At 59.0% G+C, this 14,376-nt stretch carries 13 protein-coding genes; 2 read left to right on the plus strand and 11 right to left on the minus strand.

The genetic code is table 11. The features are described from left to right. Nucleotides 1–12: 12 nt before the first annotated feature. From M5B96_RS09765 to M5B96_RS09775, 3 genes are all read right to left on the minus strand, one after another. On the minus strand, nucleotides 13–1,497 hold the full coding sequence (locus tag M5B96_RS09765) for a carotenoid oxygenase family protein (protein WP_248796464.1): 1,485 nt from the start codon (nucleotides 1,495–1,497) through the stop codon (nucleotides 13–15). Between the two features lie 11 nt (nucleotides 1,498–1,508). Then, nucleotides 1,509–2,969 (minus strand): aldehyde dehydrogenase, encoded by a 1,461-nt coding sequence (locus tag M5B96_RS09770; protein WP_248796465.1) that lies wholly within the window; start codon nucleotides 2,967–2,969, stop codon nucleotides 1,509–1,511. Between the two features lie 69 nt (nucleotides 2,970–3,038). Continuing rightward, nucleotides 3,039–4,226 (minus strand): MFS transporter, encoded by a 1,188-nt coding sequence (locus tag M5B96_RS09775; RefSeq protein WP_248796466.1) that lies wholly within the window; start codon nucleotides 4,224–4,226, stop codon nucleotides 3,039–3,041. Nucleotides 4,227–4,395: 169 nt separating this feature from the next. Here M5B96_RS09775 and M5B96_RS09780 point away from each other — a divergent pair, with 169 nt between their 5' ends. After that, a complete protein-coding gene (locus M5B96_RS09780; RefSeq protein WP_248796467.1) occupies nucleotides 4,396–5,319 on the plus strand; it encodes a LysR family transcriptional regulator in 924 nt (307 codons plus the stop codon). Nucleotides 5,320–5,445: 126 nt separating this feature from the next. On the opposite strand, the gene M5B96_RS09785 is transcribed toward M5B96_RS09780, so the two are convergent. From M5B96_RS09785 to M5B96_RS09810, 6 genes are all read right to left on the minus strand, one after another. Further along, entirely contained in the window at nucleotides 5,446–6,777 is a 1,332-nt protein-coding gene (locus M5B96_RS09785) for a dicarboxylate/amino acid:cation symporter (protein ID WP_248796468.1), read from the minus strand. A 95-nt stretch (nucleotides 6,778–6,872) separates the two neighbouring features. Beyond that, on the minus strand, nucleotides 6,873–7,256 hold the full coding sequence (locus tag M5B96_RS09790) for a VOC family protein (RefSeq protein ID WP_248796505.1): 384 nt from the start codon (nucleotides 7,254–7,256) through the stop codon (nucleotides 6,873–6,875). A 166-nt stretch (nucleotides 7,257–7,422) separates the two neighbouring features. Continuing rightward, nucleotides 7,423–8,364: a D-2-hydroxyacid dehydrogenase gene (locus M5B96_RS09795; protein ID WP_248796469.1), complete on the minus strand. Its 942-nt coding sequence runs from the start codon at nucleotides 8,362–8,364 to the stop codon at nucleotides 7,423–7,425. After that, the gene (locus M5B96_RS09800) at nucleotides 8,361–8,756 is read right to left on the minus strand and encodes a VOC family protein (RefSeq protein ID WP_248796470.1); all 396 of its coding nucleotides are present in this window, start codon (nucleotides 8,754–8,756) and stop codon (nucleotides 8,361–8,363) included. Before M5B96_RS09800 ends, M5B96_RS09795 begins: the two co-directional genes overlap by 4 nt. Then, nucleotides 8,753–9,721: a hydroxymethylglutaryl-CoA lyase gene (locus M5B96_RS09805; protein WP_248796471.1), complete on the minus strand. Its 969-nt coding sequence runs from the start codon at nucleotides 9,719–9,721 to the stop codon at nucleotides 8,753–8,755. Before M5B96_RS09805 ends, M5B96_RS09800 begins: the two co-directional genes overlap by 4 nt. A 14-nt stretch (nucleotides 9,722–9,735) precedes the next feature. After that, entirely contained in the window at nucleotides 9,736–10,926 is a 1,191-nt protein-coding gene (locus M5B96_RS09810; protein ID WP_248796472.1) for a CaiB/BaiF CoA transferase family protein, read from the minus strand. Between the two features lie 117 nt (nucleotides 10,927–11,043). Here M5B96_RS09810 and M5B96_RS09815 point away from each other — a divergent pair, with 117 nt between their 5' ends. Continuing rightward, entirely contained in the window at nucleotides 11,044–11,946 is a 903-nt protein-coding gene (locus M5B96_RS09815; protein ID WP_248796473.1) for a LysR family transcriptional regulator, read from the plus strand. A gap of 43 nt (nucleotides 11,947–11,989) precedes the next feature. On the opposite strand, the gene M5B96_RS09820 is transcribed toward M5B96_RS09815, so the two are convergent. Continuing rightward, nucleotides 11,990–13,195 (minus strand): pectate lyase, encoded by a 1,206-nt coding sequence (locus M5B96_RS09820; protein ID WP_248796474.1) that lies wholly within the window; start codon nucleotides 13,193–13,195, stop codon nucleotides 11,990–11,992. 263 nt (nucleotides 13,196–13,458) lie between these two features. Further along, nucleotides 13,459–14,307: a VOC family protein gene (locus M5B96_RS09825; protein ID WP_248796475.1), complete on the minus strand. Its 849-nt coding sequence runs from the start codon at nucleotides 14,305–14,307 to the stop codon at nucleotides 13,459–13,461. Between the last annotated feature and the right edge of the window lie 69 nt (nucleotides 14,308–14,376).

Raw genomic sequence — 14,376 nt, forward strand, 5'->3', positions numbered from 1 at the left:
CGCAACCCTGGTTTACCAGCCCAAAGCCTGCGCACTCACCCACGTACCATGAAAGCCTTCATGTAACCGGCACGGGATCTTGACCACCGCCACTGGCCCCTGCTCGATACAGCGAGCATCGAGAATGACCAGATCAGTACGATTTTGTGCACGGCGACCAACCATGGTCAGCAACCAGCCATCGCCCTCTTCAGCGTCCTGACTACGGGGCACGAAATACGGTTCTTCGGGTGCGGAATCCGGGCCAGCGTACCAAAAACTCAGGGTATCGGTGTGTTCGTCGTAATGGCCGATGCAGGTAAACGGAGGCCCCTTTGGACCCCACTCCAACATCGGCCCCAGAGAGGGGTTATTGGTGCCGAACCAAAAGTGCCGGGTTCTGGACATGGCGAAGCGGCGATCGACAGCCGGCATTTCGCCGATATGGTCGATCAGGCGCCGCACTTCAAAACGATCGCCCGACTGGTCGAGGTCGAAAGACCAACGCTCACCAAACGGCGGCTTTTCGACGGCTTGAGCATCATGGATATCCGGAAACTGGCTCAACCAACCCGATGCCGTGACGAAGTGGTCAAGGTGCAACCGTAGACCTTGCTCCGTCGACTCCTCCCAGGCATTGAAGCTGTGCGTCTGCATCGCCACATGAGGGCAGGTGAACCAGCGAATACCGCTGACACCTTGCTCACGCGGAATCACCGCCACATGGGTCAGTTTCTTTGAATCCCAGTGCCAGTAAGGTTCCCTACGCTTGACACGCTCCCAGTCGCAAACCATCGGGCAGATAACGAACGCAATGAAATTCCGTGACACCAGCACGTCGTGCACCATCGAACAGTAAGGCGCTTTGAAGCGTTCGGTGCGAGTCAACTCACCCTCAGCAGTGATGGTGTAGATCTCGATCTCATCGCTGGCCACGCCTTCGGTGTTGTAACCAAAGGCTATGCATTCACCGGTCAGTGGATCGTATTTTGGATGGGCGGTGAAGGTCTTGCTTTTCAGTGCTCCGTTGAAATCACGCTCACCCAAGGTTTCCAGAGTAAGCGGATCCAGCTCATAAGGGCGACCAGACTCTTTGAGTGCGTACAACTTGCCGTGATGCCACATCACCGACGTATTGGCTGTATTGTTGTCCTTGCCCGACACCTCGGGTAAATCGGTGAACGGGTTGCGATAGGCCCCAAACAGCGCACGACGCGCCTTACGCTCCAACTCGAATTTTTCAGTGCGCACATAACGGGTCTTCAGATCGGCGTGACCATTTTCGAAACGGATGCTGTGGACCATACCGTCGCCGTTGAGAAAAATATCGGCGCCCAACAGCGCGGGGTAAGTAGGGTCGGCGCTGTTACGGAAATAGGCACCATTGAGCTCCGCGGGCAGCGTGCCAATGACCTCGAGGTCATGCACATCGGCCTCGATTCGGGCAGGTGCCGAGTAGCCGCGATACAGCAATTGATCAGGAAACTGCAAGCCAATAGCAACGCTTTTTGAACTCATGGGAAGGTCCTTCAGAAGGGATACTCACGGGGTGTTGTTTGAATGGTCATCCAGCGCAACTCGGTGAACGCATCGATGCCCGCCTTGCCGCCAAAGCGACCCCAGCCGGAACCTTTCACTCCGCCAAAAGGCATCTGCGCCTCGTCATGTACGGTGGGGCCATTGATGTGGCAAATACCTGTGTCAATACGCTTGGCCACTCCGAGAGCACGGGCGACATCGTTGCCGAACACCGCCGCCGAAAGGCCATAGGGGTTGTCATTGGCGCAAGCGATGGCCGCCTCCACGCCCGCCACCCGGACAATGCCCTTGACCGGACCGAAACTCTCTTCGCTGTAAAGTCGCATGCGCTCAGTCACGTGATCCAGCAACGTGGCCTGCATAATCAACGAGTCGCCAACCCCGCCACAGACCAGGGTTGCGCCCTGGGCCAGGGCATCGGCGATCAGGGCATTGCAACGCGCCAAGGTCGCCCTGTCGACGACTGCGCCCAACACCGTGGGTCTATCGGCGTGAATGCGCGGATCACCTTTGGGCAGTCGACTGGTCTTGTACGCCAGTTTGGCAACGAACTCGTCAGCCACCTGCCGGTCGACCACCAGCCGCTCGGTGGACATGCAGATTTGACCTGAATTCATAAATGCGCCAAAACACGCCGCGTCCACCGCCGCATCGATATTGGCATCATCGAGCACCAGCAACGGTGCCTTGCCCCCCAGTTCCAGAACAGAGGGTTTGAGATAACGCGCGCAGGTCTCGGCAATCAGCTTGCCCACTCGGGTCGAGCCGGTGAAGTTAATGCGGCGCACTGCCGGGTGGGCAATCATCGCCTCGACCACAGCTTCGGCATCCTGGGGGGCATTGGTGATGAAATTGAGTACACCGGCGGGCAAGCCGGCACAGTTCAGTGCCTCGACGATCAACCCGTGAGTAGCCGGGCAAAGCTCCGAGGCCTTCATTACCACGGTATTTCCGCAGGCCAGGGCAATCGCCAGGGAACGCACGCCGAGAATGACAGGCGCATTCCAGGGAGCAATCGCCAGTACTACCCCAGCCGGCACACGCAGCGCCAGTGACAGACTGCCCGCTTGATCAGAAGGAATCACTTCACCACCAATTTGAGTAGTGAGCGAAGCCGCTTCAATTAACATGTTCTCGGCCAGGTGAACATTGAACTCAGCCCAGAGTCTCGAAGCACCGGTTTCCCGGGCCATCAAGTCGGTGAACTCATCGCAGCGTGCCGCCAGTTCGCGGGCACCCGCCAGCAACAGTGTCCGACGTGCGCTTGGCCCCATGGCGGCCCAGGCCGGGAACGCGGCAGCACCAGCGTCCACCGCGTCACGCGCGTCTTGCACACTCGCGGCCGGAGCACGGCTGGCCACCTCGCCACTCAACGGGTCGAGCCGCTCGAAGCATTCATCAGGGTGGGCGCGGACCGACTGTCCGCCGATTATCATGCAGATATCTTTCATAGCATTCGCCATCGTTCGAGAAGGGGGAACAAGGTGTGCGGATATCACCGGCTAGAGGTGATCGCTGTTTCAGGCAGCTTCATGAGCCACAGTACGTCGGGGGCTGACACACGCCTGCTCGCGGCGCTGGACCAGACGCATCAACAGCACAGCCACCAGTGCAATCAGGCAGGCTGCCCAGCCCAATCCCTGGTAACCGATGCTGGCCACAACCAATCCGCCCAGAAGAGGACCGATGCATGAACCGATCATGGTCATCGCCGGTGTCGCGGAGGCTGCGGCCCCCGAGGGATCCAGCCGAGTCAGCAGGCCGAAGAGAAAGGTATGGGTGAAGATCACGACGGCGACATACAGGCTTGCTGCCAAGGCATAGGGGCCAAACTGTGGGGTTTGCACCATGACCAGAGCGAGAATGGCTTGTATGACCGGGCCCACTATGCCGACCCAGATAGCCGACCAGCGCTTCTGCAATAACGCCGCGAGCAGTCCGGGCAACAAGTTGACGAGGCCCAGGCAGATGAGGACGCCATTGACCTCCCCACTGCTGAAACCACGCGAATGCCCCAGGCGCTCGAGAAAACCAAACACCATCGACTGATTCATCGTCAGGCAGATCACCACGCCGATGATCGGCCACGTCGGGCGAGGCAGACGCACCTTGCCCGTAGCCGACTGAGTGGACGCCAATCGAACTTCAATCGAAGGGAAAAACAACGCCGCTACCACTGCCGCCAAAGTCATCAATAGTGCGAAAGCGAGAAACAGGACCGGTGCCCCCAAACGGGCAATGAACATCGGCATCAAACTAAGAAACAACACCGCAGAAAGCCCCAACGCCATGCTCACCATGGCAAACAGGCGATGCGGGTTACCGTTGCGCCCGATCGCCCCATGGGTCACCGACAAGGCGCAGCCAATACCGACTCCTGCCAAGCCATGCAGCGCGATCAGGACGCCCCAGTGCTCTGAGGTACCTTGTTGGTCATAGGCCAGGAAAAATGCACACGCGGCAACGGCAAAGCCTGCGGCAGCCAACAGACGATGGGGCAAACGACTGAAGTGCGGTGCCAGCGCACCGCTGACCAGCACCACTGCCAGCAGAAACAGTGAAACGGTTCCTCCGGCCTGAGGTGCGCTAAATTGGTAGTACTGCATCAGGGCTCCGATCCACAGTGGCAACGCCACCATGTCAACCATTCCGGCAACGTGTGCCAAGGTCAGGACGGCCCGACCACCGACGGTATCTGGAGTGTTCATGGACGTATCTCCGGCCAGCGTGCTCAAGCACTTTTTATTGTTGGACTTCCTCCTGATCCTCACGGGCCAGAAGGCTCACGTGTACGATAAGGTCGGCCTGAGTGCCTGAAAAACAAGTTCGATCAATGCGCGCCATCGATTTCATTCATATAACAACGAGATCCACACCATGCGTTTGAATGGCTTTGACCTGAACCTCCTGCTCGCTCTGGATGTGTTGCTTGAAGAGCGCAACGTGACCCGCGCCAGCGAGCGATTGCACATCGGGCAGTCCGCTGCCAGTGCGGCACTGGCCCGGTTGCGGGAGTATTTTGGCGATGAGCTACTCACCCCGGTCGGTCGCCAGCTGTTACCTACACCTATGGGTCTGAGCTTGATCGGCCCGGTACGCGAAACGTTGTCGAGGGCCAAGGCAGCGATTTCGATAAAACCGGACTTTGACCCCGCCACCGTGCAACGGCGCTTTTCCCTCTACGCCTCCGATTACGTGACGACTGTGCTGCTGCCCGACTTGGTTGTGAGATTGGCGCAAGAGGCACCCGGCGTCGCGTTGGATATCCGCCACCCTCCGCGTGACGGGGTGGAACTGTTCGAACGAGATGACGTCGACCTGATGATCATGCCCAACCAATACACCGATGGACTGACACACCCTAAAGTCGCGCTATTTATCGATACACACGCGTGCATAGTCTGGACGCACAACGAGGAAGTCGGCGCCTCAATGACCTTTGATCAATACCTGCAGATGGGCCACGCTTCGGTCAAGATCGGCGACAGCCGAAGCGTGGCTTTCGAGGAATGGTTCTTACCCCGTTATGGGGTGCAGCGACGCGTCGAATCCAGCGTGGACAATTTTACCACCCTGCCCTCGCTCGTTATCGGCACCAAGCGCATCGCCACCCTGCACCGGCGTCTGGCCACATACTTTGCGCAGCTGCTGCCCCTGCGCCTGGTCGAGGTACCGTTTGATATGCCGCCCTTGGTAGAAACGCTGGCGTGGCCCAAACACTTGGATGATGACCCCGCACACCGTTGGTTGCGCCAAATGCTGTTGGAATGCGCTTCGCAACTAAACCCCATTACTATGTAAATAAGGATTAAACAACGAAAGAGACCCACAGCGACAGCAACCTGGGATACCACACCTAGAAAGAAACCCAAAACCACCCAGCTTTCGTGGACTGAGTGGTCTTGGGGCCGTCTTGCGACAACTCTTTCAGGGCTGTGCCTCTCGCTCACGGGCACTGCCCTTGTGCAACTCGGCCGCCAGCTTCTCCTCGTCCAGCACCCCTTCCCACTTGGCAATGAACAGCGTGGCCACACCGTTGCCGATCACATTGATCAGCGCCCCGCCCTCGGAAATGAATCGATAGACCCCCAGTACAAGCACCAGTCCGGCCGCCGGGATCACATCCAGGCTACCGAGGGTGGCCGCCAGGGTGATGAACGCACCACCAGTGACACTGGCCGCGCCTTTGGAGGTCAACAGCAGAATGAACAACAAGGTGATCTGGTGCCACAGGTCCAGGTGGATATCCAGCGCCTGGGCAATGAAAATCGCCAGCACCGTCATGTTGATGCAACTGCCATCGAGGTTGAAGCAGTACCCCGACGGCACCACCAGCCCGACCACCGACTTCTCGCAGCCCAGGCGCTCCAGTTTGCCCATCAAGCGCGGCAAGGCCGACTCCGAAGACGAGGTGCCCAGCACGAGAAACAGCTCATCGCGGATGTACTTGAGAAACTGCCACAAGCTGAAACCCGCCAACCGCGCGACCAGGTTGAGAATCACGAACACAAAAAACAGCGCTGTCACGTAGTAGCAAATCAGCAAGTTGCCATAGGCGCCCAGGGAGCCCACACCGTACTTGCCGATGGTGAAGGCCATGCCGCCAAAGGCGCCCAGCGGCGAGACATACATGACGATCCTGACCATGCGGAAAAACGCCTGGGCCACCAGGTCGATCAGGTTCAGCAGCGGCTTGCCGGCAGCGCCAAGCATCTGCAAGGCAAAGGCAAACAGGATTGAAATGAACAGTACCTGGAGGATATCACCCTCGGCAAACGCCCCCAGTACAGTGCTCGGCACAATATGGGTGAGAAAGCCCACCACGCTCTGTTCATGAGCCAACTTGCTGTAGCTATCGACCGCATGGACATCCAGGCTCGCCGGGTTGATATGCATACCCGCACCGGGATGCATCAAATTCACGCCGATCAGTCCGACCACCAATGCCAGGGTGGTCAGCACCTCAAAATACAGTAACGACTTAAAGCCGACCCGGCCAATGCGTTTGAGACTCTGCATACTGGCAATGCCGCTGACCACGGTGCAGAAGATAATCGGCGCAATCAGCATCTTGATCAGCTTGATGAACGTGTCGCCCAGCGGTTTCATTTCTTCGCCCAGGCTGGGGTAGAAATGACCGAAGGCGATGCCCAGCAGGATTGCGAGCAACACCTGCACATACAGATGGCGGAACACACGGCGCAGTCGTGATTGGCTCGGTGGTTTTTCGGCAATCGAGGGTGTAATTGTTGTTGTCATGACGGCTTCCTCGCAGGCGTGATGCATTTCCCCTGGCGTCTGATCGCCATACCGATACGCGACCAGCCACCAGGGAAAGATTGTTTCGGGGATGATTATTTCTGGATGTACTCGGAAATCTCGATCAGGTTGAGATCGGGATCACGCAGGTACACCGAACGAATCGGCCCTCTGGCACCGGTTCGGATCACCGGGCCTTCGACCAGAGGCCAGTTCACTGCTTTGAGGTGGGCGATGACCTCATTCAGTGGCACGCTGGCGATAAAGCACAGATCCAGGGAGCCCGGCACCGGCAGGTGGGCCTTGGGTTCGACTTCATGACCGCGCACGTGCATGTTGATTTTCTGGTTGCCGAACGTGAAGGCCACCCGGCCCTCACCGAACTGCTCCAGATGCATGCCCATCACCTCGGTGTAGAAATGAATGGTTGCTTGCGGGTCAGTGGCGGTCAGGACGATATGGTCGACGTGATCAACCATCCCCGCCACCGGGGTGCCTGGCGGCACGCTGGCCGCCGCCGCGGCGGGTGTCACCTGCAACAGTACACCCAGGGACAGTGCGGCAATGAATAACGAGACAAGCTGACGGACCGGTGTGATTGTTATTGTTTTCATGAGTGGACCTTGTTGTTGGGTGGTGAAGCCGTTACGAGACGAGGTTGATCAGATTCCCCGAGTAGTAGCCATGCAGGTTGCCGAGGATGCCGTCGGCCAGCCGTTGCAGGCTGCTCTGGCTGGCCCAGGCGACATGGGGCGTGACGATCAGGTTGGCGTGGCAGCTGGTGAGCAAGGGCTGGTCGGCCGCCGGTGGTTCCTGGCCCAACACATCGAGGGCGGCACCGCCAAGACGGCCGCTGTCGAGGGCGGCGAGCACCGCCGCTTCATCCACCAACGGCCCGCGGGCGGTATTGATCAGCACCGCGCCGGGTTTCATCCGCGCCAGCTCTGCGGCACCGATCAGGTGGCGGGTGTGCTCGGTCAGTGGGCAGTGCAGCGAGATCACGTCGCTTTGCGCCAGCACCGTTTCAAACGCCTGATATCCCTTGCGAACCGGGACCACACCACGGTGTTCGGCATAGAGCAACTGCATGCCCAGGGCACTGGCCAGACGTGCCGTGGCCTGGCCGATGCCACCTTTGCCGACGATACCCAGCACACTGCCCTGCACATCCCGGATCGGCGAGCGGTGGACGCAGAAGTGCCGCGAATCCGGCCAATCGCGCACGGCGGCGGCCTGGTAGGCGAACAGCTGCCGGCGCAAGGCGAAGATCGACGCGATCACCGACTCGGCGACGCTTTGCGCCGAGTAGGCCGGGACATTGCACACCACCACGGCGAAATCACGGCAGGCCGCCAGGTCGATGCAGTCGTAACCGGTGGCGGCGACGCAGATGAATTTCAGGTTCGGCAGTTGCTCCAATTCGGCCCGACCGATGCGTACCTTGTTGGTGATCACGGCATCGGCAGCACGGGCGGCTTCCACCACCTGATCGGGCGCTGTGTCGGAACGGTCCTGCCAGTCCGTCACCCAAGCTGGACGTGCAATGCCCACGGGCAGGCTAGCACTGTCGAGAAACACCACCCTCATACTGCACGCTCCGGCTGCACGAGCTCGGAAATCTCGATCAGGTTCAGGTCCGGGTCACGCACATACACCGAACGGATCGGCCCCGTGGCTCCGGTGCGCAACACCGGGCCTTCAATAATCGGCCAATCGACACGGGCCAGATGGGCAATCACCTGGTCCAGGGGGACCGAGGCGATAAAACACAGGTCCAGCGCCCCTGGCACCGGCAGGTGCGCCTTGGGTTCGAACTCGTGGCCGCGCACGTGCAGATTGATTTTCTGCTGGCCGAAGGCGAACGCCTTGCGCCCGCCAGCGAAGGTCTGCACCTGCATGCCCATGACCCGAACATAGAAATCCTCGGCGGCCACCGGGTCGATGGTGGTCAGCACCAGATGGTCAAGATGGTCGATCATGGTTGCAGCTCCTGGGTTCGGGTCGACGGCACCTGTTTTTCCAGGTTGGCGACATGGGCGGGTATCGGATGCAGGTCCAGGCGTTTGCCGGCCTTGAGGATCTGGCTGGGAATCTCGTGGCCGACCAGCCCCGGCAACCGTGCGGCAGCCGCCAGCACGCGGTCCAGGTCGACCCCGGTGTCGAAGCCCATCAACTGCAGCATGTGCAGCAAGTCTTCGGTGCAGACATTGCCACTGGCCCCCGGCGCGTAGGGGCAACCGCCCAGCCCGCCAAGGGACGCGTCGAAGCGATCGATACCTGCGTCAATGGCCGCCAGGGCATTGGCCAGGGCCATACCCCGGGTGTTGTGGAAATGCAGGGTCAGTTGCAGCGCCGGAAAACGCTCACGCACCGCCCTGGAGAGCGCCTCGACCTGGCTCGGGTAGGCCATGCCGGTGGTGTCGCACAGGGTCACGCCACGGGCGCCCAGTTCGGCAAAGCGCTCGACCCAGTGCAGGACCTCCCCCACCGGCACATCGCCCTGCATCGGACAGCCGAACACTGTCGACAACGACACATTGGTCGCCACCGGCCCCTGGCCTATGACCCGAAACACTTCGCTGAGCTGGGCAAACGACTGCTCGCGACTCATGCGCAGGTTGGAGCGGTTGTGCGGTTCACTGACCGACATCACCAGGTTGGCTTCATCGATATTGCACGCCAGGGCCCGCTCGGCACCGCGCACGTTGGGCACCAGCACGGTGTATTCCACCGCCGGATTGCGGCGGATGCCGTGCATCACCGCCTCGGCATCCCGCAGCGCGGTAATGGCCTTGGGCGAGGTGAACGAGGTGACCTCGATCTTGGCGAAGCCACACTGGCTGAGGGCATCGATCAGGGCGATCTTGTCGGCGGTTTCGATAAACCGTGCTTCGTTCTGGAAGCCGTCACGGGTGGCGACTTCCTGTAGGAAAAGACGTTTCATAAAATTCCTCGGGTTCAGATGATGCCGCGTTGGCGCCAGTCGGCCTGCTGCGCGGGGTCGATACCCAGCTCGCCGAGAATCTCGGCGGTGTGCTGGCCCAGGGTCGGTGCCGAGCGCATCACGCGACCGGGCGTGGTGCCCAGCTTGGGCACGATGCCAGGCAAGGTTACGGGTGTGCCGTCGTCCAACTGGCTGTCGAGCAGCATGTCGCGCGCCCGGTAATGCGGGTCCTGGGCGATGTCGGCGGCGTTGTAGATCTTGCCGGCGGGGATACGTGCCTCGGTCAGGATCGACAGGACTTCGTCGAGGCCGAGTCGCGCGGTCCATTGCGAGATTGCGGCATCGATGCGCTCGACCTGCAACACGCGGCCGTCGTTCTGCGCGAGATCGGGATCAGCCCCCAGATCACGGCGACCGATTACTTCCATCAGGCGTTGATAGATGCTGTCGCCATTGCCGGCGATCAGGGCAAAACCGCCGTCGCGGCAGCGATAGGCATTGGTCGGGGCGATCCCCGGCAAACTGCTGCCGGCGGGCTCACGCACGGTGTTGAACACCGAGTATTCGGGCAACAGGCTTTCCATCATGTTGAACACCGACTCGTACAGCGCCACGTCGATCTGCTGCCCTTCCCCGCTGTTCTGCTCGCGATGACGCAGGGCGAGGAGTATCCCGATCACCCCGTGCAGGGCCGACAACGAGTCGCCAATGGAAACGCCGACCCTGACCGGCGTGCGCCCGGGCTCACCGGAGAGATGCCGCAGGCCACCCATGGCTTCGCCGATCACGCCGAATCCGGGACGATCACGATAGGGTCCGGTCTGACCGTAGCCGGAGACCCGCAGCATGATGAGTTTCGGGTTCAGCGCATGCAGCGTGTCCCAGCCCAGGCCCCAGCTTTCCAGGGTGCCCGGGCGGAAATTCTCGATCAGCACATCGGCATCAGCCACCAACTGGCGCACCACCTGTTGCGCCTCGGCCTGACGCAAATCCAGGGTCAGCGAGCGTTTGTTGCGCGACTGCGCGGCCCACCAGACGGAGGTGCCATCGTGTAGCAAGCGCCATTTGCGCAACGGGTCGCCGCTGACCGGCGGCTCGATCTTGATCACATCGGCGCCAAACTCACCGAGCATTTTCGCCGCAAAGGGCCCGGCAATCAGTTGACCGAGCTCCACGACCTTGACACCTTGCAGAGGTAATCCCATGACGTTTACCGTTCTTGTCGAGTACTTGTGATATGGATAATCGACACAAATCGGGCAGATGAAAATTTCATATTTCGCCACTACCCTTTCCAAACTGGAAAACCTCGGACCCTTTTGATGATCAATCCCCTGCATTTCGACCTGCTGTCATTGCGCCTGCTGATTTTCGCCGCCGAGACGGGAAACCTGACCCGTGCCGCCGACAAGGCCAACATGACGGTTTCGGCGGCCAGCAAGCGTCTGGCTGAGCTGGAGCGCACGACCCAGTGTCCGTTGTTCGTGCGCCTGCCGAGGGGACTCGAACTGACGGCCGCGGGCCAAGGAATAGCGGAGCACGCCCGCACGATTCTTGAAGGGGTGAACCGCATGGCGTCAGACGCCAGTGATTACGCGGTTGGCGTGCGCGGGCATGTGCGCTTGTGCGCCAACACCTCCGCCGTGGTCCAGTTCCTGCCCGATGACCTCGCGCATTTCCTGCAGGCCAACCCGCACGTACGCATCGGGCTGGAAGAAGCCCTCAGTGAACCGATCATCCAAGCCGTGGAAAACGGGCGTGCCGATATCGGCATTTTTGCCGATAACGTACCGGCTGAGGGTTTGTACAAACTGCCCTATCGTAATGACCGACTCGTGCTACTGGTGCCGGTCGGCCATGAGCTGGCCAAAGAGCGCAGCGTGTCCTTCACGGATACGCTCGATTTCGATTATGTGGCGCTCAACCAAGGCAGCTCGTTGCTGCGCCGAATCACCGATGCCGCCGTGAATGCAGGCAAAGTCCTCAAGGTGCGTATTCAGGTCAGCAGCTTCGACGGTATCTGTCGCATGATCGAAGCCGGTTTGGGGATCGGGATCTTGCCGTTGCCATCCGTACGTGCCGAATTGCTCGGCACCCGCTTGATTGCTGTCGATCTGAGCGATGACTGGGCCCAGCGCACCTTGTTCGTCGGGGTCAAGGATCCGGCACAACTGGCCCCGGAAGCGGCCAAGCTGTTCGATTATCTGAGTAGCATACGTGACTGACACTGGCGCAAGCCCCCTGTGTCATCACCTATGATATGCCTGATCATATATGCCCCGTACCTGCCCCAGCCTTGACCATCGCAGGAACGTCCTGGGCAGGAATAGGGGATTCGATCTGGGGTCCAGGGATTTTGGCGAAAGCGTCAAGCACACTGCTGTCGGTGTTAAAACCGTTCACCTTGGGGGGTGGATTGGCGATATTACCCAGGCATGACCGTCCGAGAACCGCGTGACATTTAGCCTGGGAGGACACATCCAAGTCGCCTTGCATGCCAAAAATATGGCCGGGATGATCGGTCCGGGTAATGGGTAGGACGACATTTTCAAAGTCATTGCCCTCGACCAGCACTCGGGCCGGATCGACCGCATCCAGAGCATGCCAAGAACCATCTTCAAAATAGTTGTTCACCATATGGACGACCACATCGTCGCCACCGATTTTTGGCGCGCGCCCCGAGAAATGGTGAAACCAGTTATAGGACATCGTGATGCTTTGTGCCTTCGCTGCCATCAGCAGGTTCCAATAATGCTTGCCACTGCAGTTGTGAGAGTACAGATTTTCGCCATCGAAATCGTTCCAGGAAATGCTGACATGCAGGGTGGGCTTGAACCCGCCGACGATCATCTGACGCCCGATGTTCTTGAAATGGTTATGGTCAATCCAGACATGATCTACATCATCCAGCGTTAACGCATCACCCGCGAAGATGACCCCCTGATTGATATCGCTGAAGGTCAGATTGCGGATGATGACATTCCTGACGCCCTTGAGGGCCAGCCCCTTGCCTTTCAGCGTTGCGGAAGCACCAATGCCAATCACAGTCTTGTTGGAGCCAACCTTCAGCGGATTGTTAGGGGCATTGTCGAAGGCCACCTGAATGATGGGTTTGCCGTCGCAATGTTTGTCGTCGGAATTCAGTAAAGCCAGCATTTCTGATTTATATGGCGAGGAAGCTGGACAGGCATCGCCATAAAGACATCCCGGTTTGGCGTCTCGTCCCTCGGTCCCTGTGTAATCGAATGTACCGTCCACCTCGACAATACGGGGCGTGGCGTCAGAACAAAAACCGCCGGGACCGTAAGTCTGGCACAGCGCATGCTGCAACTCATTACGGTTATGGACCCGCACCACAGCCCCACCTGCTCCACCGATGGTCCCCGCTCCAAATCCCTGCGGGGTGTTCTCTGCATAAGCGGGCAAATAACTGAATAATATAAAAAAAGACAGAATATACCTGGTCACCGGCATGGATCTTGTTCCTTGCATTGAAAGAGGTGCATACGCCAATCTTGACTAATCAACTGATTAAAATCATGACATTAATCTGTCAAAATGAAGTCAATATGGAAAAAATGTGTGCATTCACAGGGCCTTATGCCAGCTTACTTTTAAATACATGTCCACCAGAATTATCCCGCGCATTACCAATGGGTCACGCAGGAAACGGCGCCAAAGCGCCGTATAAAAAAGCCCCAGGCGGACCGGCCGCCCGTGGCCGAGGTCAAGCAGGATTAAGCTTGCTTGAAGTACAGATGCGCACCACAAGCCTCTTGCGGATCGACACGCAGAGAACCATCTACTTCGGCCCTGAAGCGGATATTGTTCGCATAGAACACCTGGGCAGTGGTAGCGATGTCCTTGACCATCAGCGTGGCGGACGCAAGGTAGGCGTCACCACGGACCGGATGATCATCTCCACGCTGCAAGGCCTCGGCCGGGGTGATCAGCTCAATATCTGCCCCCTCGCCAAAGTTGAGCCAGATGCGACCGGCTTCACGGCGAACGCTTTCAGCTCCCAGCAGCTTGTTGTAGGCCGATTCAGCGCCATCGAAGTCGCTGACGACACCCACCAGGCGTCCGAATGAAATCACACCATTTGGATGGTCCAGCCAACCTGGTTGGCGCAGGGTGTCTGCGGTGAGGTGCTCGCACAGGTTTGCGTGAGTCAGGCCTGGATAAAGGCTATGGTCAAGCATCACAGTCCGAAAATGCAGGTCGAGCACCTTGTCCTCCAGGACGAGCTTACGGTTGAGGTGCTTTGGGGGCTCGATGCCAATTCCGGACTCAATGCCCATTTTATAACTTTCATCAGCCGACTTGGCATTGAACGCAACGCTATAGAGACCCTGGCCCTTTTCAAGAAACTTATCCACGCCAGCAAGGAATTTGTTGGGATCGCCTATACCCCGGATCTCGAGGTAGTCACCAGCGAACATGATGCAAAGGTTCTCTGTGCCCCACTCCTGGTGCTTGCCGCTGGGGGGTACGACGAAGCCGAGTTTCTGGTATTGAGCGCGAGTGGCCTTGAGGTCGTATACCGCGACTACCGGGTGATCTACACGTCCGACTTTTGCAGTCATCGTCTTGCCTTTCTGATTTATCAAGTGAATGAGGCGATTGGACTCCACATCGCCGACGTTGAAAACTCA

Origin of the sequence: Pseudomonas sp. MWU13-2105 (assembly GCF_023242315.1) — a bacterium.
In the GTDB taxonomy this organism is placed as follows: Bacteria; Pseudomonadota; Gammaproteobacteria; order Pseudomonadales; family Pseudomonadaceae; genus Aquipseudomonas.

Excerpts from the sequence above, each read along its gene's own strand:
- M5B96_RS09800 (WP_248796470.1), bottom strand. The coding sequence starts at position 8,756 with ATGATCGACCATCTTGACCATCTGGTGCTGACCACCATCGACCCGGTG.
- M5B96_RS09805 (WP_248796471.1), bottom strand. The coding sequence starts at position 9,721 with ATGAAACGTCTTTTCCTACAGGAAGTCGCCACCCGTGACGGCTTCCAG.
- M5B96_RS09815 (WP_248796473.1), top strand. The coding sequence starts at position 11,044 with ATGATCAATCCCCTGCATTTCGACCTGCTGTCATTGCGCCTGCTGATT.
- M5B96_RS09790 (WP_248796505.1), bottom strand. The coding sequence starts at position 7,256 with ATGGTTGATCACGTCGACCATATCGTCCTGACCGCCACTGACCCGCAA.
- M5B96_RS09775 (WP_248796466.1), bottom strand. The coding sequence starts at position 4,226 with ATGAACACTCCAGATACCGTCGGTGGTCGGGCCGTCCTGACCTTGGCA.
- M5B96_RS09780 (WP_248796467.1), top strand. The coding sequence starts at position 4,396 with ATGCGTTTGAATGGCTTTGACCTGAACCTCCTGCTCGCTCTGGATGTG.
- M5B96_RS09825 (WP_248796475.1), bottom strand. The coding sequence starts at position 14,307 with ATGACTGCAAAAGTCGGACGTGTAGATCACCCGGTAGTCGCGGTATAC.
- M5B96_RS09795 (WP_248796469.1), bottom strand. The coding sequence starts at position 8,364 with ATGAGGGTGGTGTTTCTCGACAGTGCTAGCCTGCCCGTGGGCATTGCA.
- M5B96_RS09765 (WP_248796464.1), bottom strand. The coding sequence starts at position 1,497 with ATGAGTTCAAAAAGCGTTGCTATTGGCTTGCAGTTTCCTGATCAATTG.
- M5B96_RS09820 (WP_248796474.1), bottom strand. The coding sequence starts at position 13,195 with ATGCCGGTGACCAGGTATATTCTGTCTTTTTTTATATTATTCAGTTAT.
- M5B96_RS09770 (WP_248796465.1), bottom strand. The coding sequence starts at position 2,969 with ATGAAAGATATCTGCATGATAATCGGCGGACAGTCGGTCCGCGCCCAC.
- M5B96_RS09785 (WP_248796468.1), bottom strand. The coding sequence starts at position 6,777 with ATGACAACAACAATTACACCCTCGATTGCCGAAAAACCACCGAGCCAA.
- M5B96_RS09810 (WP_248796472.1), bottom strand. The coding sequence starts at position 10,926 with ATGGGATTACCTCTGCAAGGTGTCAAGGTCGTGGAGCTCGGTCAACTG.